At 43.9% G+C, this 26,011-nt stretch carries 20 protein-coding genes; 12 read left to right on the top strand and 8 right to left on the bottom strand.

The window, feature by feature from the left end; translation table 11 throughout:
• Window positions 1-14: 14 nt before the first annotated feature.
• The 4 genes from H6550_03930 to H6550_03915 all read left to right on the top strand — a co-directional run bounded on the left by H6550_03930 (window position 15) and on the right by H6550_03915 (window position 2,624).
• Window positions 15-683: an NAD(P)-binding domain-containing protein gene (locus H6550_03930; GenBank protein MCB9045272.1), complete on the top strand. Its 669-nt coding sequence runs from the start codon at window positions 15-17 to the stop codon at window positions 681-683.
• A gap of 59 nt (window positions 684-742) precedes the next feature.
• On the top strand, window positions 743-1,132 hold the full coding sequence (locus tag H6550_03925) for an SgcJ/EcaC family oxidoreductase (GenBank protein MCB9045271.1): 390 nt from the start codon (window positions 743-745) through the stop codon (window positions 1,130-1,132).
• 290 nt (window positions 1,133-1,422) lie between these two features.
• Window positions 1,423-2,214: a hypothetical protein gene (locus H6550_03920; protein MCB9045270.1), complete on the top strand. Its 792-nt coding sequence runs from the start codon at window positions 1,423-1,425 to the stop codon at window positions 2,212-2,214.
• A complete protein-coding gene (locus tag H6550_03915) occupies window positions 2,211-2,624 on the top strand; it encodes an energy transducer TonB (protein ID MCB9045269.1) in 414 nt (137 codons plus the stop codon). The genes H6550_03920 and H6550_03915 overlap by 4 nt, the downstream gene beginning before the upstream one ends.
• Before the next feature lie 97 nt (window positions 2,625-2,721).
• Here H6550_03915 and H6550_03910 read toward each other — a convergent pair whose 3' ends face one another.
• Together H6550_03910 and H6550_03905 are read right to left on the bottom strand one after the other, a co-directional pair.
• Entirely contained in the window at window positions 2,722-3,810 is a 1,089-nt protein-coding gene (locus H6550_03910; GenBank protein MCB9045268.1) for a beta-lactamase family protein, read from the bottom strand.
• Between the two features lie 97 nt (window positions 3,811-3,907).
• Entirely contained in the window at window positions 3,908-5,068 is a 1,161-nt protein-coding gene (locus H6550_03905) for a T9SS type A sorting domain-containing protein (protein MCB9045267.1), read from the bottom strand.
• A gap of 135 nt (window positions 5,069-5,203) precedes the next feature.
• Here H6550_03905 and H6550_03900 point away from each other — a divergent pair, with 135 nt between their 5' ends.
• Both H6550_03900 and H6550_03895 read left to right on the top strand, forming a co-directional pair.
• Window positions 5,204-7,105 (top strand): tetratricopeptide repeat protein, encoded by a 1,902-nt coding sequence (locus tag H6550_03900; GenBank protein ID MCB9045266.1) that lies wholly within the window; start codon window positions 5,204-5,206, stop codon window positions 7,103-7,105.
• 10 nt (window positions 7,106-7,115) lie between these two features.
• Window positions 7,116-7,865 (top strand): LytTR family transcriptional regulator DNA-binding domain-containing protein, encoded by a 750-nt coding sequence (locus H6550_03895; GenBank protein MCB9045265.1) that lies wholly within the window; start codon window positions 7,116-7,118, stop codon window positions 7,863-7,865.
• Between the two features lie 4 nt (window positions 7,866-7,869).
• Here the strand turns inward: H6550_03895 and H6550_03890 are convergent, their stop codons facing one another.
• Window positions 7,870-8,496: an alpha/beta hydrolase gene (locus H6550_03890; GenBank protein ID MCB9045264.1), complete on the bottom strand. Its 627-nt coding sequence runs from the start codon at window positions 8,494-8,496 to the stop codon at window positions 7,870-7,872.
• 152 nt (window positions 8,497-8,648) lie between these two features.
• Here H6550_03890 and H6550_03885 point away from each other — a divergent pair, with 152 nt between their 5' ends.
• Together H6550_03885 and H6550_03880 are read left to right on the top strand one after the other, a co-directional pair.
• On the top strand, window positions 8,649-9,185 hold the full coding sequence (locus H6550_03885; protein MCB9045263.1) for a hypothetical protein: 537 nt from the start codon (window positions 8,649-8,651) through the stop codon (window positions 9,183-9,185).
• 70 nt (window positions 9,186-9,255) lie between these two features.
• A complete protein-coding gene (locus tag H6550_03880) occupies window positions 9,256-10,350 on the top strand; it encodes a VWA domain-containing protein (protein MCB9045262.1) in 1,095 nt (364 codons plus the stop codon).
• A gap of 2 nt (window positions 10,351-10,352) precedes the next feature.
• Here H6550_03880 and H6550_03875 read toward each other — a convergent pair whose 3' ends face one another.
• Entirely contained in the window at window positions 10,353-11,063 is a 711-nt protein-coding gene (locus tag H6550_03875; GenBank protein MCB9045261.1) for a UMP kinase, read from the bottom strand.
• Window positions 11,064-11,220: 157 nt separating this feature from the next.
• Between H6550_03875 and H6550_03870 the strand changes: the two genes are divergently transcribed.
• Complete coding sequence (locus H6550_03870) at window positions 11,221-12,597, top strand: hypothetical protein (protein ID MCB9045260.1); 1,377 nt, start codon at window positions 11,221-11,223, stop codon at window positions 12,595-12,597.
• A gap of 4 nt (window positions 12,598-12,601) precedes the next feature.
• On the opposite strand, the gene H6550_03865 is transcribed toward H6550_03870, so the two are convergent.
• Complete coding sequence (locus H6550_03865; GenBank protein ID MCB9045259.1) at window positions 12,602-14,329, bottom strand: hypothetical protein; 1,728 nt, start codon at window positions 14,327-14,329, stop codon at window positions 12,602-12,604.
• A gap of 133 nt (window positions 14,330-14,462) precedes the next feature.
• Window positions 14,463-15,551: a glycine cleavage system aminomethyltransferase GcvT gene (gene gcvT / locus H6550_03860; GenBank protein MCB9045258.1), complete on the bottom strand. Its 1,089-nt coding sequence runs from the start codon at window positions 15,549-15,551 to the stop codon at window positions 14,463-14,465.
• Window positions 15,552-15,722: 171 nt separating this feature from the next.
• On the opposite strand from gcvT, the gene H6550_03855 reads away from it, so the two are divergent.
• Together H6550_03855 and H6550_03850 are read left to right on the top strand one after the other, a co-directional pair.
• A complete protein-coding gene (locus H6550_03855; protein ID MCB9045257.1) occupies window positions 15,723-16,340 on the top strand; it encodes a DNA-3-methyladenine glycosylase 2 family protein in 618 nt (205 codons plus the stop codon).
• A 62-nt stretch (window positions 16,341-16,402) separates the two neighbouring features.
• On the top strand, window positions 16,403-17,299 hold the full coding sequence (locus tag H6550_03850) for a M28 family peptidase (GenBank protein MCB9045256.1): 897 nt from the start codon (window positions 16,403-16,405) through the stop codon (window positions 17,297-17,299).
• A gap of 96 nt (window positions 17,300-17,395) precedes the next feature.
• Here H6550_03850 and H6550_03845 read toward each other — a convergent pair whose 3' ends face one another.
• Window positions 17,396-20,704 carry a vitamin B12-dependent ribonucleotide reductase gene (locus H6550_03845; GenBank protein MCB9045255.1) on the bottom strand — a complete coding sequence of 1,103 codons (3,309 nt, stop codon included), beginning with the start codon at window positions 20,702-20,704 and terminating at the stop codon, window positions 17,396-17,398.
• 412 nt (window positions 20,705-21,116) lie between these two features.
• Here H6550_03845 and H6550_03840 point away from each other — a divergent pair, with 412 nt between their 5' ends.
• Window positions 21,117-23,417, top strand: a complete 2,301-nt coding sequence (locus H6550_03840; protein MCB9045254.1) for a PKD domain-containing protein — start codon at window positions 21,117-21,119, stop codon at window positions 23,415-23,417.
• A 72-nt stretch (window positions 23,418-23,489) separates the two neighbouring features.
• Here H6550_03840 and H6550_03835 read toward each other — a convergent pair whose 3' ends face one another.
• Entirely contained in the window at window positions 23,490-25,994 is a 2,505-nt protein-coding gene (locus H6550_03835; GenBank protein MCB9045253.1) for a T9SS type A sorting domain-containing protein, read from the bottom strand.
• Window positions 25,995-26,011 lie beyond the last annotated feature (17 nt).

Raw genomic sequence — 26,011 nt, 5'->3', positions numbered from 1 at the left:
AAAACGATAAAGCGATGAATAACGTAAGTGAGCAAACAAAAGTGGCCATTATTGGCTTAGGTAATATTGGCACGGCCATTGCCGGTAATCTTATAAAAGGAGACCATCCTGTAATTATCGCGTCGCGCGATTTATCAAAGGCTGAAAAGCTGGCAGGTGTTTTAGGAGAGAAGGTAACCGCAATGGAAATATCTGCTGCAATCAGGGAAGCTGAGGTAGTAATTCCTGCTATTTACTTTGATAAAATTCAGGAGTTTGTACAAGAATATGCCAATGAATTACACGGCAAGATCATCATAGATGTTTCCAACCCTATTGCACCCGACGGTAACGGTGGTTTTAAAAAAATCATTGATAAAAACCAATCGGCAGGTAATATTATTGCCGGGTTGATTCCACCGGATAGCATACTAGTAAAAGCATTTGGAACCCTTGGGGTAGGTTCATTAGTAAATGCTGCTTTTAATGAACCTGAAAGAAAAGTACTGTTCTATGCTTCAGACAGCACGAAAAGCATAAAACAAGTGGCCGAGCTTATCACAGATAGTGGTTTTACTCCTTTTCATATAGGTGGCATTGACCAGTCGATACGCATTGAAGTATTTGGAGATCTGCATGAATTTGGCGCACTGGGTAAAACTGTGACACTTGGAGAGGTGGAGCAAACATTTCGCGATCATTAATAATTGCAGGTAGCTTAATGAGCATTCATATTCACTCAAATAACTTAAATCAAACTACAATGGAACAATCCATAGAAAAATCAGCCATCCAGAATTTACTACGTACTTACGAGGAAGCTCTCAATACTTCTGACGTAAACAAGGTATTGCAAGTGTACACTGATGATGGGGTATTTATGCCCACCACCCTTCCGACAGCAAAAGGGAAAGAACAGTTAAAAGCATCCTACGAGCATGTTTTTCAGACTATTCAATTGAACGTTAAATTCAGTATTGAAGAAATAGTGGTAAGCGGCGATGTTGCATTTGCCCAAACATCTTCACAGGGCACCGTCTTGATCCATGCCAACGGACAAACCGCAGCTGAAGAAAACCGTGAATTTTTCTTTTTGAATAAAGAGAACGAGGAATGGAAAATATCACGGTATATGTTTAACAAAGCCAAATGAGGCGGCAATAAGAGATGTTTGTATAAGTTTTATATTCTGCATGTGGCTAGAGAACCTGCCTGAATGATGGCGTCGGGCAGGCAATGACGGGTGTGGTGTGTGAGTTGTCCCCCTATCCCCCTCCCGCCAAAGCGGGATGTTATTCCGGGGAGACTATGTTTGAAAGATAAGGTACCTTATCGCCAGGTGATATATTCTATAGACTTCTGTTGCAAACCGGCGGCAGCGAGATGTTTGTTTTATTATACTCCCGTGATAATCGGGATGGATATTTGATATAGCTTTAAGGTATGAATAAACAGGCTATTCATATTTCGGTAAATGAGCCATGCAGTATGGGCTGGGATAAAATGACCGGTGTGGAAGGCGGGAGGTATTGCCAAGCCTGCGATAAAGTAGTGGTTGATTTCACCCATATGAGTGATGAACAACTTATAGATTTCTTTACCAAAAAGGCGGCGGGGGCACATCCCTGCGGGCATTTCAGAACAGACCAGCTTGATCGTGTATTAGCCGCACCTCAACCACACAAAGCCTCCGGGTTCCTGAAGCTGGCAGCATCGTTCCTGATGGCGCAGGCATTGTTTTACCAAGAAAAAGCTTTTGGCAGAACAAAGCCACAGATAGAAATTACCAATCCGGCAGAAGTAACCAATCAGAGACAGATTGCGTTAACCGGCGTTGTCATGGATTATCATTCCGGCCAGCCCATAAGCGGGCTGAAAGTATACATTGACAGTACTGAACTTTTCGCAATAACTGATAAGCATGGCAGGTTTTCCATACAGGTACCTAAATCTGTAAAAGGCGAAATAACTATCCTGACCGAATACGTAAACAACAAGAACTATGTGGCGGGATCTATGATATTGGAGAAGAAGGGTGATGTAATAGACCTGTCGGCGAACGAGATAATACTATACAGGTATCCGGAAGAAGAGCTGGATAAAGCAGTGATAGTGGACTATGTATTGCCAGAGATAGATCCAGGACGTACAACAGGCGGAGCCCCGGTGGTAATCAGAACTGTAAAAAAAGAAACTTTCTGGCATAAAATGACCCGCGTATTCAGGAAGAAATGAGGAGAAGAACTATACATATCGTATCACTACTACTCCTGCTATTTGCAGCAGGCAATACACTGCATGCGCAAACAGACACCACAGGTACTGAGAAAAGACTGATAGACGAACTTACCACAAGGCCGGAATTTAAAGGGGATGTAAATAAGTATATCGTGATGCATCACAAATACCCGCCTGTAGCACAGGAAGCTAACATAACGGGAACGGTCTACGTTCGTTTTATGGTAGATGAGCATGGCGCGGTGCAGGAACCATTCGTAGCACGTAATACACGAAGGTTAGGCGCAGGGCTAGAAGAAGAAGCGATACGGCTAGTAAAGTCGATGCCGGCATGGCAGCCCGGCACTTATAAGGGCAAACCCGTAAGAGTGATCTATACACTGCCTGTAGTTTTCAAGCTGGAGTAGCTATTAAAAAAAAGAAACCGCACGATAGCGGCCTCTCAATTTACCAGGTAGATAAATATAAATAGAACGAGTTTAGCGAATGATAGTTGTAAGCATCTTACAGTTTTTCAGCATGATCGTATGCCGCTGTGAGTAAGTTATCCAGGTCTGCATTGCCCTGGTTGGTGAAAATAAGCACCCCTACTTTTGTATCGGGATTGACTCCCATAATAGTAGCAACACCTTGTTCTCCACCATCATGTCCCCATATATTCCTGCTGCTATTCATAATGAACCAATGCAGCCCTGTTGTCGGGTCTATGGATGGTATCTGTTGTTTCAGCATCTCGTGTACGGTAGCTGCCTTTAGTATTTGCGTACCATTGAATATCCCCTCGTTTCCATAGGCGGATAAGAACCTGAACATATCCCGTACACTTGTTCGCAAACCACCATTCGGATAGTCTGTGAAAGTATAATGATCGATGGCCTGATTACCGTCGTATGGGCGAACCAGGTTTTTTACCGGCACATCAGCCAGTTTCCAATAGGTGTTGTTCATACCTAATGGTGCGAAAATATTTTGCTTACAGTACGTTGGGAAATCCATACCTGAGATACTTTCTACCAGTACAGCGATGAGCGCGCTTCCCTCGTTACTGTATTCCTGCATAGTGCCAGGTTCAAAGTCATAAAAATTATCCTTTGCGTTATAGTATTTACCAGCTGGGGTAAGGTAGTCTTTAAGAAAATCAGCCAATGGTACCGGGCTGTCCCTGTTGTAATAATACTGGTCGTCGAGCGCTTTGCCATCAGCAATGGCAGATGTATGTGTCAGCAACATTCTGAAAGAAACAGGAGTAGCATGCCCCGGAATCTTTACCGCAAATGGCAGGTAGTCATTTATTTTGTCATCCAGTTTAAACTTACCCTGTTCGAACAATTGCATCAGGGCCGTAGCGGTGACCGTTTTTGAGATAGAAGCCAGCAGAAAAACATGAGCATCGCTGAGCGGTACGTTTGTAGTTTTATCAGCTACACCCAGGTATTTTTCATACTTGATTTCACTGCCTTTGAACATCAATACAGATAAGGCAGGGATATTCTGACCAGTAACCTGTTCGGCCAGGTATGAATCAAAATCCTGCCCGGGTGCAATACTGTCAGCATTATCACTCCTGCGACATGAGGCAATCACCAAGAACAAAAAAATAAACTTTAAGTACCTATCCATCGCTTGTTTTCTTGAATTTAAATTATCCTGCCACTCAACAGCGGCAGGATAATTTAATAAATGAACGGAATTATTTTACAATATTGACCTGTTTAACACCATAAGCGCCTCCCTCAGTTTGCAGCTTGATAAAATAGTTACCAGCGGGAACATCAGCAGGTAAGGACACCGTACCATTTGCAGGCAATATATTTGCCGCTACCACCTGTCCCGTCATATTGTACAATTGGTAGCTGATGCTTTTATACGCACCATCTACTTTTACCGTAAATGAGCCATTTGCTACCGGGTTAGGATAGATGTTGATCTGCTCTTTACTGATGGTATTTACAGAAGTAGGTGCCAATCTCTCACTGTGTACTTCGGCACTACTTACTGTCGTAAAGCTGCTGTTGGTATATTCTAATTCAAGCAAAGGTTTGAATTCACCCGCACGATAGAAGAATCGGAAATATTCATCCAATACCTGCCCCTGGGACACACCAAAGGCTGTGAGTAATGGGGCAGGAGCCGGGCTGCCGCCGAGGTAGAAACTGTCTTTCACGCTTCGCTCTAATTCTACCAATAAAACATCCATATATCCTGTGGGATTACCGTTTTCATCATCTACTTTCATCTTGCCCCACCCCTTCACAGTTTTCTTTTCTGTTCTTACAGTGCGTCTTTCGCCCGGCGTATTATTTAATGAATAAGCAGATACCGTAAGGTTGAATTTCGTATTAAAGCTATTTACGTCTGTCCAGGTAGTACTCATTGTGCATGGATACTTTATTACCGTTTCTGACGGACTGTATATAATATCCTGTTGAGCAAAGACCAGACTATCGCCGGGGTCGCCTGTGAGAGCACCGATAGACAAAGGTTGACGGTCTATATGTTCACCATAGTCAATAATACCGCTGCCGGTAATTCCAAACATACTTATATTGTTGTAACTCAAAGCAGAGAAAAGATACTTTCGAGATAGTGTAAAAGTAGCGTTGGGAAAAGCACCGGAAGATGCTACGCCGTTGTATGTAAAGAAACTGCCTAAATCAGCAATTCCTGTCAGGTCCCATGTAGCATTTGTTTTAGGAGACAGGTCGGGCAGGCCGGTTGTACTTAATTTACGGAAAGTATCGTTGCTCTGGCATTGAGCCGTAGATGGCGCATTAGAACTATTGAGTGTAATTTGTGCCTGCAGGGCCATAGAAAAGGTCAAACCTGCAATGACGAGTAATGATTTTTTCATAATTTAAAGTTTTAGTCAATATTACATGCCAACAACGCAGATAATAAATTATTGGGGCGAACGACAATAGTTTGTGGGTGAGTGGTTTTTATAAGGGGCGCTATGGTCTAATTTTACAGAAGTAATACCGTAGTGATGTTACACAAAACAACGAAAGCATACATGACACGTCATTTGAGTGCCACCATAGCGCTGTTGGTACTGGCCAGTATTACCTACGGGCAATCGGCGGGTGATTATATTGAGAAATTGGCGCAATGTACTACTGCCGCTGACAGTGCAGATAACTATGCCTGGGCAGCCATTTGCACTGCCAGTGAATATGAAACCAAAATTGGCCTGCAATATGCATATAAGGCCATTGCCATGGGCAGGAAAAGTGGTAACCATACAAAACAAGCAACAGCCTGTTTTGCATTATCTAATGTATTTTTTGCGAACGACCAGCACGACTCTTCAAAGCTATATGCTTTGAAGACCATAGAGCAATATGACCTTGCCGGCAAAAAAGGCGTGTACTATACTTATGCTTTGAATATCGTAGCCGGATACTACCTGGCTAAAGGAGATGCAAAGTCGGCACTACGGTATGCACACCGGCAACTGGAAGTGGCAACAGAGGTAAAAGATACTGTAAGTATTTCCAATTCGTATACCATGCTATCAGCAGTATATGACATGCTGAATAACCTGGATGAGAGTATCCACTACTCAAAGAAGGCGCTTGAAATGAATGAGCTGACAGGAAATATATTGAACAGGGCAGTAGTGTTGACGAACCTTGCAATGCTATATAATACTGCCGGTAAGTATAGAGAAGCATTACCCTACCTGCATCAGGCGATATACTACAGTATAGAAGTAGACCCTACACCCAGGCAATTGACAAATGCTTACACAATAGCCGGAGAATGTTATAGCAAGTTGGGCAACTTTGATTCTGCACTCTACTACCTGGGAAAGGCAGAAAATATGATAGAAAACATAGAAGCTCCGCAAGACAGAGTAAAACTCCTGATGATGTACGCGAGTACTTTTGAAGCTGTTGGCAGGTATAAAGACGGGATAAAAAGCCTGACGGAAGCAAAAGAAATAGCCCGGGCTAAAACACTGACAAAACTATATAGCCTGGCATCCAGGAACCTGTCAAAACTTTCAGCACTTGAGGGTGACTACTTTACGGCATACAATGCTTTGAAAGAACATAAAGAAACGGAAGACAGCCTGTCGGGAAAGGAGGTTCAAAAAACCATTGCCGAACTAAAGGAGCAGTACGAGTCTGAGAAAAAAGACGAACGTATAGCCCACGAGAAAGTGAATAACAAAAGACTTACTATAGGGCTGGGCATAGTAGCTTTGCTGGCCGTGCTGGTATTGGTACAATACATCAGGCAAAGGGCAGCGACTGCCACGATAAAAAAACAAAGTGACAAACTAACCCTGCTGATGAAAGAACTGCACCACAGGGTGAAGAACAACCTGCAGATCATCTCCAGCCTGCTGAGCCTGCAATCGTTCAGGATAAAAGACAGCGCAGCATCGAAGGCCGTAAGAGAGGGGCAACAACGCATAGAAGCTATGAGCCTGATACACCAACGCCTGTACACACGCGACAATATTACAGAGATAAACATCAGGGAGTTTATCAGCGACCTGGTAGACAGTCTGCAAAGCGCCTATGGCTATGATGCTGACAACATTGCAATAAACCTGGATATAGATAATGAACTGATGAATGTAGACCAGGCCATACCATTGAGCCTTATTATCAACGAGCTGGTGACCAATGCTTTTAAATATGCTTACGTAGATAACAATAGCCCTGAATTAAGCATTACACTAAAAAGAAAGGCCGACCAACTGGAACTGGAAGTGGCGGACAATGGTAAAGGTGTAAATATAGATGAGTGGAAGGACAAAGAAGGCTCGTTTGGTAAAGAGCTGATACAGACGTTTGTAAAACAACTGAACGGCTACCTGTCTTTAATAGTTGATGGAGGGACCCGGTTTACACTTACCATACCTTACACCGCATAAACAAAATACTATGGAGCCTTTTAAAATACAGATAGTTGAGGATGAGTTGCTGGTGGCCCATGATATAGCCGCAAGACTGAAACAAGCCGGATATATGATAACAGGTATTACCGACAATATTGACAGCGCGATCAAAATGTTCAAAAAAGAGCCGCCCGACCTGGTGCTGTTGGACATCAGCATAAAAGGTAATAAAACCGGGGTAGACATTGCCTATGCCATTAATGAACTGCAACCCACGCCATTCATATACATTACCGCACATGCAGATGCTGCTACTGTGAACAGGGCGAAAAATACCTTTCCGGCGGCATATGTTGTAAAGCCTTTTACAACGAGCTCGTTACTGGTATCGATAGAGCTGGCGCTGCACAACTTTGCCTACAGGAATGAAAATGATAACAAAGAAGAACAGCCTGCAGCAACCGAGGGAAATATCTATCTGAAACAAAACCACGTGTTCATAAAAGACGGTCACAAATTCATCAAACAATTTTTGAATGATATACTTTTTCTGAGTGCGGAAGATAACTATGTAAAAATAGTGACCACCGAAAAGACCTACCTGATACGCAATACACTGACCAAAACAATGGATGTGTTGAACAGGGATTATTTTGTACGTGTACACCGGTCCTATTGCGTGAATGTGAACCATATTGACACGTTCACAGAAAATGAACTTGTAGTACAGGGCAATACTATACCAGTAGGCAGGAATTATAAAGATGAATTGATGAAGGTTTTTAAGTTCAGGTAACGTCTTAGTTCAATAGTCCGTATTTGTCTATTTCAGCTTGTGTCATCCAGTGGATATCGTTGGGAGAAGCTGCATATATAGTGAAGTAATAAAAGTCTTCGGCCTGCTGTTGGGAGAGGCCCATTTCTTTAAAGTAATCTATGTATGGCTGATGTTGTGCGTCACCTTTGGGAAAATCTGTAGCGTCGTTCTTGCCGTCTGTCCATGAGTGAACGCCGAATTTAGCGCCTGCCTCCATCGTCCTTTTCACGCCGGCAAAGAACATATCGACAGCACCGCTGGCCAGCTCGGATGTAGCCGTAACATGAATATTCAAACCTGCCTGGCGTATCTTGCGTGCTGCGAGCAAGTTAGCATCATCGTCTTCAGAGCCGGGGCAATCTTTCATGATGAGCGTTTTAGCATTGGGGTTGTCGCGAATGATATTATCAAAATGGTAAGGGGTGTTGGTGACAGATACGCCATTCATGACGAGATTGCCGCTGCCATCAACCGAGAAGATACCGTAGCCCGTGACCGCGGGATTGGTGGTAGCTAACGGTTCGGTAGAATAATTGTCCTTATTACATGCGCCTACCAGTAGCGTACTTGCTACCAGCAGCATGAACAGCCTGTTCAATACTATTCTCATAACCCTTATTTATATTACAAGATATACAACCCGCTACATATCAAGCACCCTCTAAGGGTAAGTAACGGTAATATATGGGTAAGTATTGCAGAGAAATGATGACAACAAGGCAAAATAATAGTTTAAATTTAGTGTATCTAATATTCAGCCCTATGAGAAAAGTACTTGCATCGCTTATTCTGATACTCATTTTGTTATCCTGCGGCAAAAAGGAAGAGGCTCCCACGCCAGAACCACAAAAGCAGGACGAAACACCCAAAACTGATTTCAGGGAAAGTTATACCGGTGATTTTGTGGTTGATATTATTACCTATGGGAGCTATAATACTGCCCAGTTACATTTAGACACATTCAGAGATGTGAAAATTCATTTCAGCTATGCTATTGATGACACCGTGTATTGTTATTATCCGGGCTTTACGACGTCTCAATTGCCGGCCATGAAGATGACGATTATTGATACCACATTAATTGATAAATCGAAACAGATGGATAACCATTTATGGGGTATGGAGGATAGCACACAATACAAACTAAATTATTCACAATGCGGACCCTTTACCTCTGCTGCGAACTATGTAATAAACTCAGGTGGATTTATCAACACCGATAGCATTAACTTTTCTTATCATTTTACAGACCCTCATATATCAAGAGCCTATTCTATGCAGGGCAAACGCGTGAAATAGCGCAGACAATAGCTCTATTGCTAAACCTTATTCCTGCCCTACGGTAAACTACGTAACTTAGTGTATAGTCATGAAGGGTATATTATTTACACAGTTCAAAGAGCAGGAAGGGAAGACGCCTTTTGAGAAGTTGTTCAACCTGTTTATGGAGTTGCTGCAATACACCAGTGGCGATGCTACCGAAGCACTGGACTGGCTGACACAACTGGACAGGGAGTATAAACTAACGGATGATGATTATGGCATAGGTGATTTTATTGAAGACCTGAAGGCCAAAGGGTACCTGAAAGAACAGGAGAATGACGGCAGCTTTGCTATAACGGGCAAAACAGAGCAGACCATCCGCAAGCGCTCGCTGGACGAGATATTCGGCAAGCTGAAGAAAGGCAACAGGGGAAATCACCATACTTTCAAGACAGGGAATGGCGATGAACTGAACCCGGAGACACGCCCCTACGAATTTGGCGACCGGCTGGATGCTATTGACTATACAGGCAGTATACGCAACTCCCTCATCAACCGAGGCATAGAGCAACTGGATATGCACCAGGACGACCTGGAGATACATGAAATGGACTTCAAAACGCAGACATCTACCGTGCTGATGATAGATATATCGCACTCGATGATACTGTATGGAGAAGACCGTATAACTCCTGCCAAGAAAGTAGCCATGGCACTGAGTGAGCTCATTACTACCCGCTACCCGAAAGATACGCTGGACATTGTGGCCTTTGGGAATGACGCCTGGCAGATAGAGATGAAAGACCTGCCCTATCTGCAGGTGGGGCCATATCATACCAACACCGTTGCGGGGCTGGAGATGGCGATGGATATACTACGCCGCAGAAAGAATCCCAATAAGCAGATATTTATGATAACCGATGGCAAACCCACCTGCCTGAAGATCGGGAACAAATATTATAAGAACAGTTTTGGTATAGACAGTAAAATACTGAACAAGACACTGAACCTGGCCGGGCAATTGCGCAGGCTTAAGATACCCGTGATCACATTTATGATAGCCAACGACCCTTACCTGCAGGATTTTGTACGCAACTTTACCGAGGTGAACAACGGCAAAGCCTTCTACTCATCCCTTGACGGGTTGGGCAGCTTCATATTTGAAGATTACGAGAAAAATAAAAAGAAAAGGATGCGCTGAGCTTAGCTTACCAACGTACCTACGGCCTTACCACTTACCACATTGGCCAGGTTGCCCGGAGTATTCATATCAAATACTATAATAGGCAGGTTATTTTCCTGACAAAGCGTGAAGGCGGTCATATCCATTACCTTCAGTTCTTTGCTGATGACCTCGTTGAAAGAAAGTTTGTCGTAGCGGGTAGCACTGCTGTCTTTTTCTGGGTCGGCAGAATAAATACCATCTACGCGTGTACCTTTCAGTATCACATCAGCTTTTATTTCTATAGCCCTGAGCGAGCCTGCAGTATCTGTAGTAAAATAAGGGTTGCCTGTTCCGGCACCGAATATCACGACACGGCCTTTCTCAAGGTGGCGGATGGCGCGCCTGCGGATGTATGGCTCTGCTACCTGTTCCATTTTAATAGCGCTCTGCAGGCGGGTGATAACCCCTACTCTTTCCAGCGAAGCTTGTAGTGCCATACCATTGATCAGCGTGGCCAGCATACCCATATAGTCGCCCTGTGCGCGCTCTATGCCTGTTTCCGCTTCATTCATACCACGGTAGATGTTACCGCCGCCTATCACTACAGCCACCTGTACACCGAGATCAGTTATCGCTTTGATGTCCTGGGCGTATTGTTCCAGCATTTTAGGATCAATACCGTATTTACTGTCACCCATTAAAGATTCTCCGGATAATTTCAGCAGTATGCGGCTGTACTTTGGCGGCATGAATATGTATTTTGGAATTGTCTGCAAAGAAAGAAAAAACTTTGCTCTTTATGGCAGGATTTTACATCAAATCAATAGTTTTATTGGCTGAAAGCGTTAATTACTCATAATCAGGCTTGTTAATAGTAAGCCAACAAATAATGTATCAGTACCCTTAATGGATAAAAAATTATACAATACCGGCATATGGGCCTACTTTATACTCACCATAATGGCCCTGGTATTTTACAAAGAACGTATCATATTGCTGGATAATGCCTTTTTCCTGTTCGACATTGTACGTACGGGAAATTTTGTCATTCATCACGACAGGTATATAGCTGTGCTTACTGAGATGTTCCCTGTCGTTGCCACCAGGCTGTCGTTACCACTTAAGTGGGTGATCATGAGTTACTCATTCGGGTTTATCATCTGGTATTTTGTTTTCTATGTTATATGCGGCAATGTGCTGAAAAATTACCGCGCTGCACTGGTGATATTATTGTTGAATCTGCTGTTTGCCGCCCATACTTATTATTGGGGTATATCAGAATTACCATTGGGCATGGCCTTTATGGTGATGGTATGGGCCCTGGCCACCACAGAAAAGCGTATACCTGCATATTTGCTATACCCTTTACTGATCATTGGTATTATGGTAGCAGGGTTGTCTCACCCGCTTATCATCTTCCCTTTCTTCTTTGTTTCGGCATTTGTATTTCTGAGCAGCGACATGCGCATGAACCGATGGTTGTGGAGCGGCATCAATATCGTGTTCATTATCACCATACTGCTGAAGAAATACATTTTCTCAGATAGTTATGAAAGCCAGTCAATGGGAGGTTTGAGCAATTTTAAAACCTTATTCCCTAACTATTTCAACCTGTACTCCCACAAACACTTCATCAGCAACTGGCTGAGCCTGTATTACTGGATACCTGTAGTATTGGTGCTGATAACGATCTTATACATAAGACAAAAAAACCGGCTGAAGCTGATACTGGTGTATGGTGCCTTTGCCGGTTACACGCTGCTCATCAATGTATGTTTCCCTGACGGATATGCCCCTGACTTTTATATGGAGAACCTGTACCTGCCCTTATCGCTGATACTGGCAGTACCACTAGTGTATGATGTGTTGCCTGCGCTATTTAAACCTAAGGTTGCCTCGACATTGTTCCTGTTCATACTGTTAACCGGCATAGCACGTATTTATATCCAACATAACTTTTACAGGGACCGCATAGACTGGTACCGCGGCTACCTGGACAAGTACGGCCATGAAAAAGCCATTGTTGCAGACAATACCGTACCTGCCGAAACCTTGCTTTTCCCCTGGGCTACCTGTTACGAATTCTGGTTATTATCGACACTGGAAAGGAACAAGACAGCATCTATACTAATAACTGAGAATGTAGACGAGCTGAGCTGGGTATGTGTATATACAAATGATTTTGTTTCTAAATGGGGTGTATTCGGATATAAAGAGCTGAATCCTGTTTATTTCAAATTTACAGATAGCAGCAGCCATTATAGTATCTATAAAGAACGATAGATAATTATTCTTCAAAAGACCATAGTTCAATATCATCCACCATTACAGGACATGTTGTGCCTGGGTTCCATATGACAATATCTACTGAATCGAAAGACTGGCCAGGTATCTTTACATCAAAAAATATCTCATCATCCCAATGTTCCGTTGCGTGGTTAAGCCTTAACGTATTTCTTTTTATGTAGTTTTTGTTTTCAAGAAACCCCACCGTTAATTGTATTTGCCTCCATGTTTCCCACTCCCAGCAAGTCATATGTATCTTTGCTTTGACACGTACCCAATCTGCGTGTTTGTCAACATATGACACTCCCATTTTCGGAGCATAGGTCCTGCCTGCATCCATAAGCAACGAGCAGGACCCGGCTATTGGTTCTATATCAGTCTCAGTGGTATCTTCTTCAAAACCATTTGTGTACAATACTTGCATATTACGTGGCGTTCCATCAAAATACTCATCAGTATCCTTATACCTTACCGTGTAAGCAGGCACTTTGAAACGCCCCACTACAGCCCAATAATATGCCCTTGTCATACAAACAGGGTCATACAATCCTGAAGCAGCATGTGCCGTGTATGTGAACCAGACATTTACATAAACGAACAGGAGCATCAAAGCAAATACGGGCCATTTCAACCAGCGTGTCCGCAACAAAGTTTCAACCAGGGTTGCGATGATAAAAAACACAACAACGTAGCTCTGTACCATAGCGCGCCCGCCCATACCACCGTACCACCAAATATCCCATGCAGAAATAATATAGTAATTGACAAGAAAAAAAGTAATGATAGCAACCTTGTTCTTCCCTCTCCATAAAAAAGGCAATAACCCAGCAAATACAAACATCAATAACGGCGTATACACCAGCCAGCCGCTACGGTAACTGAAGGTATATAACCAGAAGTGCGGGCTTTTCCATGTAAAGCCCTGATCGGTATAGCTATATACAAATGGCTGCCCTGCAACATACCACCAATAAGCCACCTGTAAAGAGCCTACCAATACCGTGCATGCAACGGCGAGGAGTAAATACCTGTAATGTTGCATCAAAAAGCTTATCCGTTCTTTTATTGCGCTGAACGAGATACTTTCCATGCCCCATGCCAGCGGAATAATGGCAGCTATCATTTCTGACGGGCGTACCAGTATCGCCAGGCCCATAAGCAGTCCTATTCTTACAGCATATTTCCTATTGGGTGTGGCATAAAAGTAATGCGTATTAAGCAGCAGAAATACGTAGATAGTGAACAGGTAACTATGGGTGATGGTAACATCAATAGCTGCATAATTCAGATAGTTGGTACCGACAACAAGTAAGAACAAAGTTATGGCCGTTGCTTTATCACTGAAATACAACAGCAGTAATCTTCTGAAATACCACAAGCCCACCAATCCTGCCAAAACACCCCACAATTGTACCGCCACCTGGTAGGGTTTTGAAAATCCATCGGCAGGATAACCTAACGGACGCGCCAGGATATGTGCAATAGTAAAAGCCGGCAATTCTAAAACTGCAACTCCAGAACTATAGGTAATGACCCTGTTGCCTCCCTCGTAGAGATATGACTGACAAAAACCGGAAGTAAAACCATATTTGGCTATTATGCTGTCTCCAAATTTCTGTTGTTTCAGGTCTTTATAGATAAATGTTGCAGGCAGGTACCAGTAATAGGTACAAGCGTCCCAACCCAAAGGAGATTCCGTAGCTGTGTTGTTCCATTTTGGATAGAACACGACCGATGTATATAACACCAGAATCACACAAATGAAATACGAAATACGGGACAGCATAGGGATAAATATCAGATAAGGTATAAAAAAAAGCCCGCATACTATATGCGGGCTTTGTCATACTATATCAATATTATTATTCAAAAGGCATTTTCACCACTTTGGCTTTAACTGCCTTGTCGCGGATCATGATGTTTATTTCGTTGCCTTCAGCAGCCATATCCTTACGTACATAACCCATACCTATCGCTTTGCCCAGGCTAGGTGATTGTGTACCTGAGGTTACAAAACCTATCTCTTCGCCTGCGGCGTTCTGTATCTTGTAGTGATGACGGGGAATACCCTTGTCTACCATCACGAAACCTACCAGCTTGCGACTAACGCCATTAGCTTTCTGAGCTTCAAATTTTTCTTTAGACGTAAAATCTTTCGTGAATTTGGTGATCCATCCCAGTCCTGCTTCTAAAGGAGAGGTTGTATCGTCAATATCATTACCATACAGGCAGAAACCCATTTCGAGGCGCAGTGTATCACGCGCGCCCAGGCCGATAGGCTTCATGCCTTTAGGGCCACCGACACGAAATACTTCTTCCCATATCTTATCGCCCGCACCGTCTGTATCTTCAAAATATATTTCTACACCACCTGCACCGGTATAACCCGTAGCGCTTACCACAACATTCTCAATACCGGCAAACGTACCTTTTACAAAAGTGTAGTATTTCAGGTTGGTGATGTCCATATCGGTCAGTTCCTGCATATACTCAACAGCTTTAGGGCCTTGTACAGCCAGCAGGCCTGTTTTGTCAGAGATGTTGTGCATCTCTACATTCTTTGTATTATGCTTGCTTATCCAGTTCCAGTCTTTCTCGATGTTGGAAGCATTTACTACCAGCATGTACACGTTGTTCGGTTCAATAGCATATACCAGCAGGTCATCTACTATACCACCCTCATCGTTGGGCAGGCATGAGTACTGAGCTTTACCGGGAGCATTCAGCTTGGCAGCGTCATTGCTGGTCACACGTTGAATCAGGTCGAGCGCGTCGGGGCCTTTCAGGATGAACTCGCCCATGTGGCTCACGTCGAAAACACCGGCGTTCTTACGTACCGTAGCGTGCTCATCGTTGATACCGCTGTAGGATATAGGCATATTATAACCTGCGAACTCGGCCATTTTAGCGCCCAGTGCAATGTGCTTATCAGTAAATGGAGTATTCTTCATATCTAAATATTAAATGCGGGGGCAAAGATACTATTTGAATATGTAAATATCAGGATAAGTATGACCTCCTTTGCCCTGCTTGCTTTCAGAATATATAAGTTTTTATTATCTTAATTGACTTATTTGTACAGACAGCAGATAAATTGACATCTTAATCAGCCACTCATTACTATGACCGTAAAAAAAGAAGCTGCCTACCTGGCACATCTTTCAAAAGATAAAAAACTGGAAAAAGTGCTGCAAAATTCAGCAGGTAAAAAACTGGAAAAACGCAGGAATGTCACCCTGCACCTGATGCGCTCTATTATGAGCCAGCAGTTGTCTACCAAAGTAGCAAAGGTGATATACGATCGTTTTATCGACCTGTTTGATGGTGTGGAACCGACACCGGTACAGGTAGCAGATATGCCTTTTGAGCAACTTAGATCAATAGGGTTGTCGAACGCTAAAACGCATTATATACAAAACATAGCCCGCTATGCGCTTGAATATGATATGAGTGATAAAGCGTTGCATAAAATGAGTGATGATGAGGTAAAGGAATTTCTGCTGCCGATAAAAGGTGTAGGCAAATGGACGGTGGAGATGCTACTAATGTTTGCCCTGGGCAGGGAAGATGTATTTGCGGTAGACGACCTGGGTATTCAGCAAGCCATGATACAAGTATATAAGCTTGACCCGGCTGATAAAAAACAATTGCGCGAAAAGATGCTGCAGCTATCGGCCAGGTGGCGCCCGTACCGCACCTATGCCTGCCTGCACCTCTGGGAACACAAGGATGGTAATTAACCCCTAAAGAAACAAATATGAGATGTTGCCTTTTACATGTTGTTGTTACAGCCTGTTTGTTCATGACTCAACTGTGCGCGTATGGTACAGAGGCCAGCGAGGCCGCCCTGCGCAAACATGTAGACAAGCTTACTGAAGGCCCCGGCTACAGGAACTATACTGATACAGTAGCCCTGAACCATACGGGACAGTACATCTATGAGCAGTTTTCCGGACTGACAAAAGAAACATATATACAATCATTCCTTTCAAAAGGGAAGAAGTATAATAATGTCTATGCCACATTCGGCCCTGTAAATGCGCCACGCATTATTATAGGGGCACACTACGATGTATTCGGAGATTTTCCCGGTGCTGACGATAACGCCAGCGGTGTAGCGGGACTATTGGAGCTAGCCCGCATGCTTTCAGAAACGGACCAAAGCAAATGGGAAGTAAGAATAGACCTGGTAGCTTATAGTCCTGAAGAACCTCCTTATTATGGCTCGCAGGACATGGGTAGCTCTATACACGCTACATCGCTCCACAACAATAATACTCCTGTAGTTGGCATGGTTTGCCTGGAAATGATAGGCTATTTTGACGATCATAAAAATTCGCAGACCTACCCGTCCTTTCTATCAGGTATTTTTCACAGAAGCACCGGGGATTTTATCGCCGTGATACACAAACCATTTGCAGGCAAATTCGCCAGGCTGTTTACCAAAGAGTTTACTCATGGCAAAAGCGGCACCCCTACCAAAGTTTTCAGGGCAGCGGCATGGTCTAAACATGTCGACATGCGTACCCATAAAAACTATACACGTTTTAAATGGCCGTCTGTACTGGTAACAGATTGTACCCGTTACCGGAATATCTATTATCATACCGCTGACGACAAACCGGAAACGCTGGACTATTTAAGGATGAGCTCTGTAGTGACCAAAGTATACAGGGCTGTGACTGAGCTTACAAAGTAGTATTCATCTTCCTTTAGGTGACAATCAACAAAAAGCCCCGGAGTAATCCGGGGCTGTGCTGTCTGTATTAATCATCGAAAACTATTCGTAATATTCTTAGCTGCATCCTGTGGTAGTGCCGCAGTTAGGACACATATAGCAGGTACCGTTGCGCAGGGTAATGTTACCACAGTTGCGGCAAACAGGCGCATCGGCGCTGGTACCCATCAGCTTTTTCACATCAGCAGAATTTTGTGCTGACACGCCTACTGCTTTAGGCGCAACAGTTGTGTTCTTCTGCTTTTGTGCAGCAGGTGGCGTTACACGTACCTGCGATAGCTCTTGCTTAGCGGCTGTGTCTTCTCCTTGTATGCGCTCGGGGTCTTGTACGTGTACCAGGTCTGTACGATCCAGGTATTCGAACGCTAACAAACGGAAGATAAAGTCAAGTACAGATGTAGCCGATTTGATATTCGGGTGTTCCACAATACCAGCCGGTTCAAAGCGTGTAAAGGTGAATTTGTCTACATACTCTTCCAGCGGCACACCATACTGCAGGCCTACTGAAACAGCAATAGCAAAGCTATTCATCAGGCTACGCATTGTTGCACCTTCTTTAGCCATATCCAGGAATATCTCACCCAGTGTACCATCGTTATACTCACCCGTGCGCACGAACAATGGCTGTCCGCCTACTTTTGCCTTGATGGTATAGCCACGACGTTTTGCCGGTAGTTGTTTACGTTCTACAATGCGGCTCAGTTCGCGTTTCAGTTGTGTATCAGGGCTGGCTTGTACACGCTTGTTCACTTCTTCCAGCAGTTCTTCTACTGTCAGTTTGCTCATATCTACTATCTGGCTGTCTTCAGCCGCAGCTTCTTCTTTCGTTTCTTTCTTCTTCTTGTCACTCTTGTTGCTCAGCGGCTGACTCAGTTTAGAACCATCGCGGTATAACGCACATGCTTTGATGCCCAGCTGCCAGCTCAGGAAGTAGCAATCTTTTATTTCTTCAACCGTTGCCTCATGCGGCAGGTTGATGGTTTTGGATATCGCACCGCTTATGAAAGGCTGAGTAGCACCCATCATACGAATATGGCCGTGGGCGTGAATGTAACGTTCACCTTTTTTACCGCACTTATTAGCACAATCAAATACAGGCAGGTGAGCTGTTTTCAGGTGCGGCGCACCTTCTACCATCATAGTACCGCACACATAATCGTTAGCAGCGTCTATCTCCTCATCTGTAAATCCTAATTCTTCCAGCAAGTTGAAGTCAGGAGCAAAATATTGCTCAGGTTCAAAACCCAGGCGTTTCAGACATTCTTCGCCCAGTGAATATGCATTGAACACAAATCCTATTTCAAATGCACTTTCTACCGCAGCATCCAGTTTTTTCAGCTCTTCGGCAATGAAACCTTTTTCGCTCAGTGTCTGGTGGTTGATGTACGGAGCACCTGCGAATGTAGCGTGGCCTTTTGCGTACTTAACGATGTCATCAATTTGCTGTGTATTATAACCCAGGTGCTTTAACGCCTGTGGTATAGACTGGTTGATGATCTTGAAATAACCACCACCGGAAAGTTTTTTGAATTTCACCAGTGCAAAATCAGGCTCGATACCGGTAGTATCGCAATCCATCACCAGGCCGATAGTACCTGTTGGTGCGATAACGGTAGCCTGCGCGTTGCGGTAGCCGTGTTGCTCGCCCATCTGCACCGCGTCATCCCATGCTTTGGTAGCCGCTTTCAGCATATAGTCAGGGCAATACTTGGCGTTAATGCCCATTGGTTTTGTTTCCAGTCCTTCGTACGCTTCAGCAGCATCGTAAGCTGCAGCACGGTGGTTGCGCATTACACGCAGCATGTGCTCGCGATTCTCTTTAAAGCGGGGGAATGCACCCAGCGACTCTGCCATCTCAGCAGATGTACGATAAGCAACACCCGTCATGATAGCTGTGATAGCACCACCTATGGCACGTGCTTCTTCACTATCGTAAGGTATACCGCTTACCATGAGCATAGAGCCCAGGTTGGCATATCCTAAGCCAAGTGTACGGTAATCGTAGCTCAGCTGTGCTACCTCAGGAGAAGGGAACTGTGCCATCAGTACTGATACTTCAAGTACTACCGTCCACAGGCGAACCATATATTCAAACCCTTCTACATCAAACCTGCAGGTATCTTCATCGAAGTAGCGACGCAGGTTCAATGAGGCCAGGTTACAGGCTGTGTTGTCCAGGAACATGTATTCTGAACAAGGATTGGATGCACGGATAGGGCCGCCTTCAGGGCAGGTATGCCACTCGTTGATCGTAGTATCATATTGCGTACCCGGATCAGCGCAACGCCATGCAGAGTAAGCGATCTTTTCCCACAGTTCTTTTGCGGGTATCTTCTTCATTACTTTGCCATCTGTACGGGCAGTCATTTCCCAATCCTCGTTGTTGGTCAGGCGACGGAAGAACTCGTTTGGTATACGAACGGAGTTATTAGAGTTCTGTCCTGATACGGTACGATATGCTTCGCCTTCATAGTCAGAAGCATAACCCGCAGCTATCAGTGCAGCTACTTTTTTCTCTTCTTCTACTTTCCAATCTATAAAGTCAACCACTTCAGGGTGGTCCAGGTCGAGACAAACCATTTTGGCTGCACGGCGGGTAGTACCACCGCTTTTTATAGCACCTGCTGCACGGTCACCGATCTTCAGGAAACTCATCAAACCACTTGATGTACCGCCACCACTCAGCTTTTCACCTTCTGCACGTACAGTTGAGAAGTTGGTTCCTACACCAGAGCCATATTTGAATATACGAGCCTCGCGTACCCACAGGTCCATGATGCCACCTTCATTCACCAAGTCGTCGCTGGTGCTTAAGATAAAGCAAGCGTGAGGTTGAGGACGCTCATAAGCATTTTTAGAACGCTCCAACTGTCCTGTTACGGGGTCAACATAATAGTGTCCCTGTGCTTTACCATCAATACCATAGCTGCTGAACAAACCTGTATTGAACCACTGCGGTGAGTTAGGCGCGCATCCCTGGTTCAGGATACTGTATATCAACTCATCGTAAAATACCCGGGCATCATCTTTGCTCGCGAAATACCCATATTTTTCGCCCCAGCCGCGCCAGCAATCTGCCAGGCGGTGCGCTACTTCCTTAATAGAAGTTTCCCTGCCCAGGCTGCCATCGGGTTGAGGTACTCCCGCTTTGCGGAAATATTTCTGTGCCAATATATCAGTAGCTATCTGCGACCAATGTTTCGGAACCTCAACATTGGTCATTTCAAATACCTTTTCACCATTCGGATTACGAATGACAGATGTACGATAATCATACTCGAACATCTCGTACGGGCTAAGGCCGTCTTTTGTATAATGACGGGAGAAAGAGAGACCTTTACCGGACTTGTTTTTTGTTGCAGCCATGGGTATCAAATATTATGCGTTAAATAAAAGTTAATCGTTCAGAAAAAATATCCTCGGACAACGAAAGTATTTAAAAGATGCCTTTGTGGGGAAAATAGAAATTCACGAATTGTGGAAAAAGAACGTGAATAACTCATGTGCCTGATTTACAGGCTGTTTTACCAATACTACCCCTCAACACCCAAAAAAACACTTGATTTTCCGATTGGTTTTTTGTATATATAATAGCATTACAAAAATACGATCTTTTTAACGCATAACCAATCATATACAGCTGCTTCCTGCTTAGTGTTCAGCACATTGTGCCCCCTGCCTTATGCAACAAAAAAACTCAAAACAAAAGCCTTTAACATAGCACCCATTAGCCATTTTCACATATCTTTATGTAATAGCTTTATTACACACTACCTGTATGTTGAACCATATCCGATACGGACTCCTGATAGTATATTGCTTTTTATGGGTAAGCAATACAACCTATGCCCAACTGCCGCAATGTTCCGGGGGTGGTCCGAGGTATATTTATTTTGCCAATAATTTTATTCAAATCTTCGACCCTTCAAAACCAAAATCAGCAACCAATCCCGTTACCAGTGCTATACCATTATATGTAGGCGCCCTGGCTATAAGTCCAAATTTGAATGCTGCATCGCCATCACCCACATTTTATAGCATCAACGGTACAAAATATATCTATTGGGACGGCTCACAATGGATAAATACCGGTCATGATATAGGAGCACCTTATGCTAATAATATCGGTGCGGGTGGAGGATATATCTATAGTTTTGACGCGCAAAACGGAGATGTGTACCGATATAACGGAACCGGCAATGCTATTTTCATTGCTTCCGTGGCAGGATTCTCGGGTGGTGGCCCTTTTGATATTGTGGCGGATTGTGATGGCAATTTCTACATTCTTCAATTATCCTCTCCGCAATTTGTGAGGCAATACAACCTGAAGGGTGTATTACAGCAACAGTGGAACGTCACCGGAGCACCCTATGGGCCGGGAGGCGGGGGTGTTGCCATGATAGATAACAAAATGTATTTTGAATACTACGGTACCTATTACGTTGGTACCGTCAACCCAACAAATAACAGCGTAGATTTCCTGCCACTCCAGGTGACACCTATCGGAGGTGTGCAAGATTTCGCATCCTGCCCGGTAATAGCGTTGAATACACAACGCGTGAAAGCAAATAACAACCCTGCCTACTATTGCGGTTCGGGACCTGCTACACCTATCAAGGCGGTAGGCAGCAAGGGCATCTTTTCATGGTCGGTATTAAGTGGCCCGGCTACTATAAGTCACACTACGGGTGATTCCACTTCTGTAATATCTACTGACAGCGCCAAAATATTATTGACCTATTATGATACATTGTTCTGCGGTATTAAAGGTACTGACACTGTAAACGTTGTTGTACCCAAAGCAACATTGGATGCCGGTTTGCCCAAGCACCTTACCGGCTGTGGCACCTATATAGACAGTTTATCCGCATCGCTGACCAATATGACCTTTGGTGTCAACTACAATGTCACATGGACACCTGCATCCAGTATCACGATACCGGGACCCAACAAACTAAAACCTATCATTACTCCTACGTCTAATACTACCTATACCATCACAGTAAGAACAGCATCGAACCAGGGTGGATGCACATGGTCGGATACTGTGTCGGTAACAGTTGAAGATCTACGTGTAGGCACAACAGATTTTGAATATACTATAGACTACGGTTGTACCGCTGATATTGTCAACTTTATCAACAAAAGCACAACATCAATAGGGGCGTTGACTTACCAATGGATATTCGGCGATTCTTCAGGTATAAGCACACAGACCAATCCTGCGCATACCTACAAACGGCAGGATGTTTATCATGTAAGCCTGGTTGCAGACAACGGTATATGCAGAGATACTGTTACCAAAGAAATATCTACCCTTCACCCGCTTAAAGCCGCATTTACGGCGGACAACAATATATTCTGTACAAATAAACCTGTACAATTCAACAGTAATATCACCGTCGCATCTCAGACACCTGCACCACCCAGTTACCGCTGGAATTTTGGTGACGGACAATCAGGCACCGGTCCTGATCCACAACACCGCTACTCTGTTCCGGGCAAATATAAAGTTATCCTTACCGTCACTGACTTTGTCCCCTGTACAGATACAACAAGTATGGTACTTGACAACTTTATTGACCCGCCATATATTGAGGTAGGTCCGGAAGACACCACTCTTTGTGAAGGAGAGTTACTATACCTTCCTGTAGGCTTAAGCATCAGGGGCATCTCTTATATATGGTCTACCGGCTCTACATCTCCAAATATCACGGTGAGCGAAGAGGGGCGTTACTTTGTAGAACTGCATAATGATTGCGGGGTGAGCACCGATACAATAACAGTCACCTTTAATGATTGCTCAGTCTGGATGCCTGACATTTTTTCTCCAAACGGAGACAACCTGAATGATATTTTGAGATTCCGTAGTAAATACCCGGAAGAGATATCAGGCTTTTCATTTGCTATCTATAACAGGAAGGGTAATAGAGTATTTTATACTGAAGATATTAATCACGGATGGGATGGCAGCTATCACAATACCCCCCAGCCTATCGGCACTTATTACTACATGATACAATTAACACTTGCCGGAGCGCAAAGGTTCCTGAAAGGTGATATTACACTGGCGAGATAACCAACCTATACCGTAATAAAAAAGGACAGGTGTTATTACCTGTCCTTTTTATTCTTATTCCCTGATCTGTTTTTACTGAACTATTAGTTTTTGCATCAGTTTACTGCCATCTGCATCCAGTTCTACAAAGTATACACCTGCAGCCTGGTTGGTCATATCCAGCTCTTTGCTGAACACTCCACCCTCGTAGCCGTATGTATGTTGCTGTACCAGTTGACCTGTAACATTCGTGATACGAACCTTCACCTCATCAATCTCAGCATTAGAACTGAACCTGATATTAAATCTGCCTGTAGTAGGATTAGGATGTATATTGAATCCATTCAGTTTGGCTGCATCTGTTATGCCTTCTGCAATTTTCTTACGGAAGATCAGAATATAATCTTCAGTTTCGCCTGAAGTATAAGGACCACAACCTGAATCGGAAGGTGTGTTAGGACCTACATTATTATTCAAAATAACACGCATACCGGTTGGCACGTCTAATATTGCATTCATCGGTATCAGCACATTATCGACCAATGTATGATTGCCGATACTTGTGAAACCTGTATAGATACGTTCTGCAGGTATATCATACTCGTGGTTATTATTAAAGTCCATAAATATGGTCACCTTAGCGTCTCCATGTTCCGTGCCCGGCATAGTGTGGAATACAGAGAAATGGTAGATACTATCTGTATATAGCTCTATTGGTGGATTATCTGTAAAGTCAGTCCTAGGGTAGTAAGCTGCAGGATTAAGCAGATGCGGACCTCCTGAGTTATGTACATAGGTTCCGATAGACATTCCGCCGATGTCACTTGAATCCAGCCCAAGTCCACCTACAGCTTTGCTGTAACAATAACACTTATAACCCGGCTTAACTTTTATCTCGGTTGAAGGAGAGTAGGCTGTATCATTGGTAGTAGGGCAAATGGTCCTTACCCTGTAGAACAAAGGTTGCCCGGTGAACACCCTTTCCAGTGTGTCTTTTTCCTCGCTGTTAAAGATATTGAACCATGATTTCTGATCTCCTGACACCTGCCATGAACGGTTAAAGCCGGACACTGTTTTTGCATAGGTAGTGTCTGTGAGTGTATATTCATAACCTTTACACATTGAAGTGTCTGTAGACACAACTATACCACCTTTTACAGGACTATCACATGGACGGTAGCATATCTTAATGATATAATCCTCAACCTCTCCATACCCTGTAATAGTGCCACAAGGTGCACCTTTTACCGTATCCTCGCTGATGATGACACGCATACCGGTAGGCCCCACCTGTGCTGACGACGGCATTTTTTTGGCAAGTACTGCTACTTCAGGAGACGAGCCAGTACCGTCAATCGCTTTCAGAAATACCTTTTCTGTATTAGGATCATAGAGCCCATCCCGGTTAAAGTCAATATAAACCTGTGCTACACTGGGTTGTAGTGTTGCTGTAGATTGTATTTGTGTAATAACAAAACGATAGGTAGAGTCCTTATACAGGCATGGCCAGGCAAGGCTGTCGTGGTATCCAGTATACAATTTATTAGCCTGGGCATTGTTGTAAACAGGCACGCCTGTTCCTGTACTCAGAACAGATTTGGTCATCACACTATCATCGTTTGTGGTATTTATGATCGCCACCTTGCCAACATTGGCACCGCCGTCTACAGATGTCATATTATCACAATAGCAATAATAGAATGGCGCTATTGACACTTTATGTGCGGGGGTAATATAAGTTTCGTTTTTTGAAGTACACTTAACAATGCAACGATACCACTTATTGGCTGTAATCATATCGGTGATAGCGCCACCGGCAGACACATTTGGCACGCCGGTAAAGTTGGCCCAGGTATTACCATTCAACGAATATTGCCATTGGTATGTTATTCCCGATATAAAAGTACCACTTGGCACACCTACTGCCAGGCTAAACTGTTTGTTGGGACATATTGAAGAGACACCGTTGATCACTGCACTGGTTAATGTATCATCACAAGGGATAGCTGCGGGTTCAAATGTAATACTTCCGGTAAAGAAACGTGGATTGTTGGCTACCGCATATCCTACATATTGCCCGCCAATCTGGTAGTCACCCACACGCATGGTAACACCGGCCGCTGTAAAGGTGTTGGGAGTGGGTGTACCCAGGGTATAGTTATTTTCAGGTCCAGTGTTGTGTATGGCCAGGCGGTAAATGGCTCCATCAGGTATCTGGAAATTGATACCTGTTAATACCGGGAATATACCACTTGTAGTAATACCGGAAACACTACCTGAAGCAGCAATATTCCAGGTTGGGGTTGCCAATGTAACCGGGCCACTTAACGAGGTGGACGAATACCACAACGTACTGACAGAGTTGTTGTGTAACGTCTGGCAATAGTTACCTACTTCCGTGATCTTAATGGCCTGCCCCGAATTATTCTCTACGACGAATGTAATGAAGCCGTTGGCTCCTGAGTTGTTGTTACCGTTGTAACCCGTACTTCCTACGGTGGTATTAATAGTTGTGCTTTGTGCACTAACATTCATACAAATACCTGATAATAAGGCAAGTATGATATACCTTAATCTGAAATGTAAAATAGTAGTCATGACTGTATCGTTTACGA

Source organism: Chitinophagales bacterium (assembly GCA_020636495.1).
GTDB lineage: Bacteria > Bacteroidota > Bacteroidia > Chitinophagales > Chitinophagaceae > UBA5543.
The sequence above is the reverse complement of the archived record's forward strand: the minus strand, read 5'-3'. Positions and strand labels throughout refer to the sequence as shown.

What these genes read in the sequence shown, in the direction of transcription:
- H6550_03930 (MCB9045272.1), top strand. Translation starts at nt 15, where the DNA reads ATGAATAACGTAAGTGAGCAAACAAAAGTGGCCATTATTGGCTTAGGT.
- H6550_03925 (MCB9045271.1), top strand. Translation starts at nt 743, where the DNA reads ATGGAACAATCCATAGAAAAATCAGCCATCCAGAATTTACTACGTACT.
- H6550_03920 (MCB9045270.1), top strand. Translation starts at nt 1,423, where the DNA reads ATGAATAAACAGGCTATTCATATTTCGGTAAATGAGCCATGCAGTATG.
- H6550_03915 (MCB9045269.1), top strand. Translation starts at nt 2,211, where the DNA reads ATGAGGAGAAGAACTATACATATCGTATCACTACTACTCCTGCTATTT.
- H6550_03905 (MCB9045267.1), bottom strand. Translation starts at nt 5,068, where the DNA reads ATGAAAAAATCATTACTCGTCATTGCAGGTTTGACCTTTTCTATGGCC.
- H6550_03900 (MCB9045266.1), top strand. Translation starts at nt 5,204, where the DNA reads ATGTTACACAAAACAACGAAAGCATACATGACACGTCATTTGAGTGCC.
- H6550_03895 (MCB9045265.1), top strand. Translation starts at nt 7,116, where the DNA reads ATGGAGCCTTTTAAAATACAGATAGTTGAGGATGAGTTGCTGGTGGCC.
- H6550_03890 (MCB9045264.1), bottom strand. Translation starts at nt 8,496, where the DNA reads ATGAGAATAGTATTGAACAGGCTGTTCATGCTGCTGGTAGCAAGTACG.
- H6550_03885 (MCB9045263.1), top strand. Translation starts at nt 8,649, where the DNA reads ATGAGAAAAGTACTTGCATCGCTTATTCTGATACTCATTTTGTTATCC.
- H6550_03880 (MCB9045262.1), top strand. Translation starts at nt 9,256, where the DNA reads ATGAAGGGTATATTATTTACACAGTTCAAAGAGCAGGAAGGGAAGACG.
- H6550_03875 (MCB9045261.1), bottom strand. Translation starts at nt 11,063, where the DNA reads ATGCCGCCAAAGTACAGCCGCATACTGCTGAAATTATCCGGAGAATCT.
- H6550_03870 (MCB9045260.1), top strand. Translation starts at nt 11,221, where the DNA reads ATGGATAAAAAATTATACAATACCGGCATATGGGCCTACTTTATACTC.
- gcvT (MCB9045258.1), bottom strand. Translation starts at nt 15,551, where the DNA reads ATGAAGAATACTCCATTTACTGATAAGCACATTGCACTGGGCGCTAAA.
- H6550_03855 (MCB9045257.1), top strand. Translation starts at nt 15,723, where the DNA reads ATGACCGTAAAAAAAGAAGCTGCCTACCTGGCACATCTTTCAAAAGAT.
- H6550_03850 (MCB9045256.1), top strand. Translation starts at nt 16,403, where the DNA reads ATGACTCAACTGTGCGCGTATGGTACAGAGGCCAGCGAGGCCGCCCTG.
- H6550_03845 (MCB9045255.1), bottom strand. Translation starts at nt 20,704, where the DNA reads ATGGCTGCAACAAAAAACAAGTCCGGTAAAGGTCTCTCTTTCTCCCGT.
- H6550_03840 (MCB9045254.1), top strand. Translation starts at nt 21,117, where the DNA reads ATGTTGAACCATATCCGATACGGACTCCTGATAGTATATTGCTTTTTA.
- H6550_03835 (MCB9045253.1), bottom strand. Translation starts at nt 25,994, where the DNA reads ATGACTACTATTTTACATTTCAGATTAAGGTATATCATACTTGCCTTA.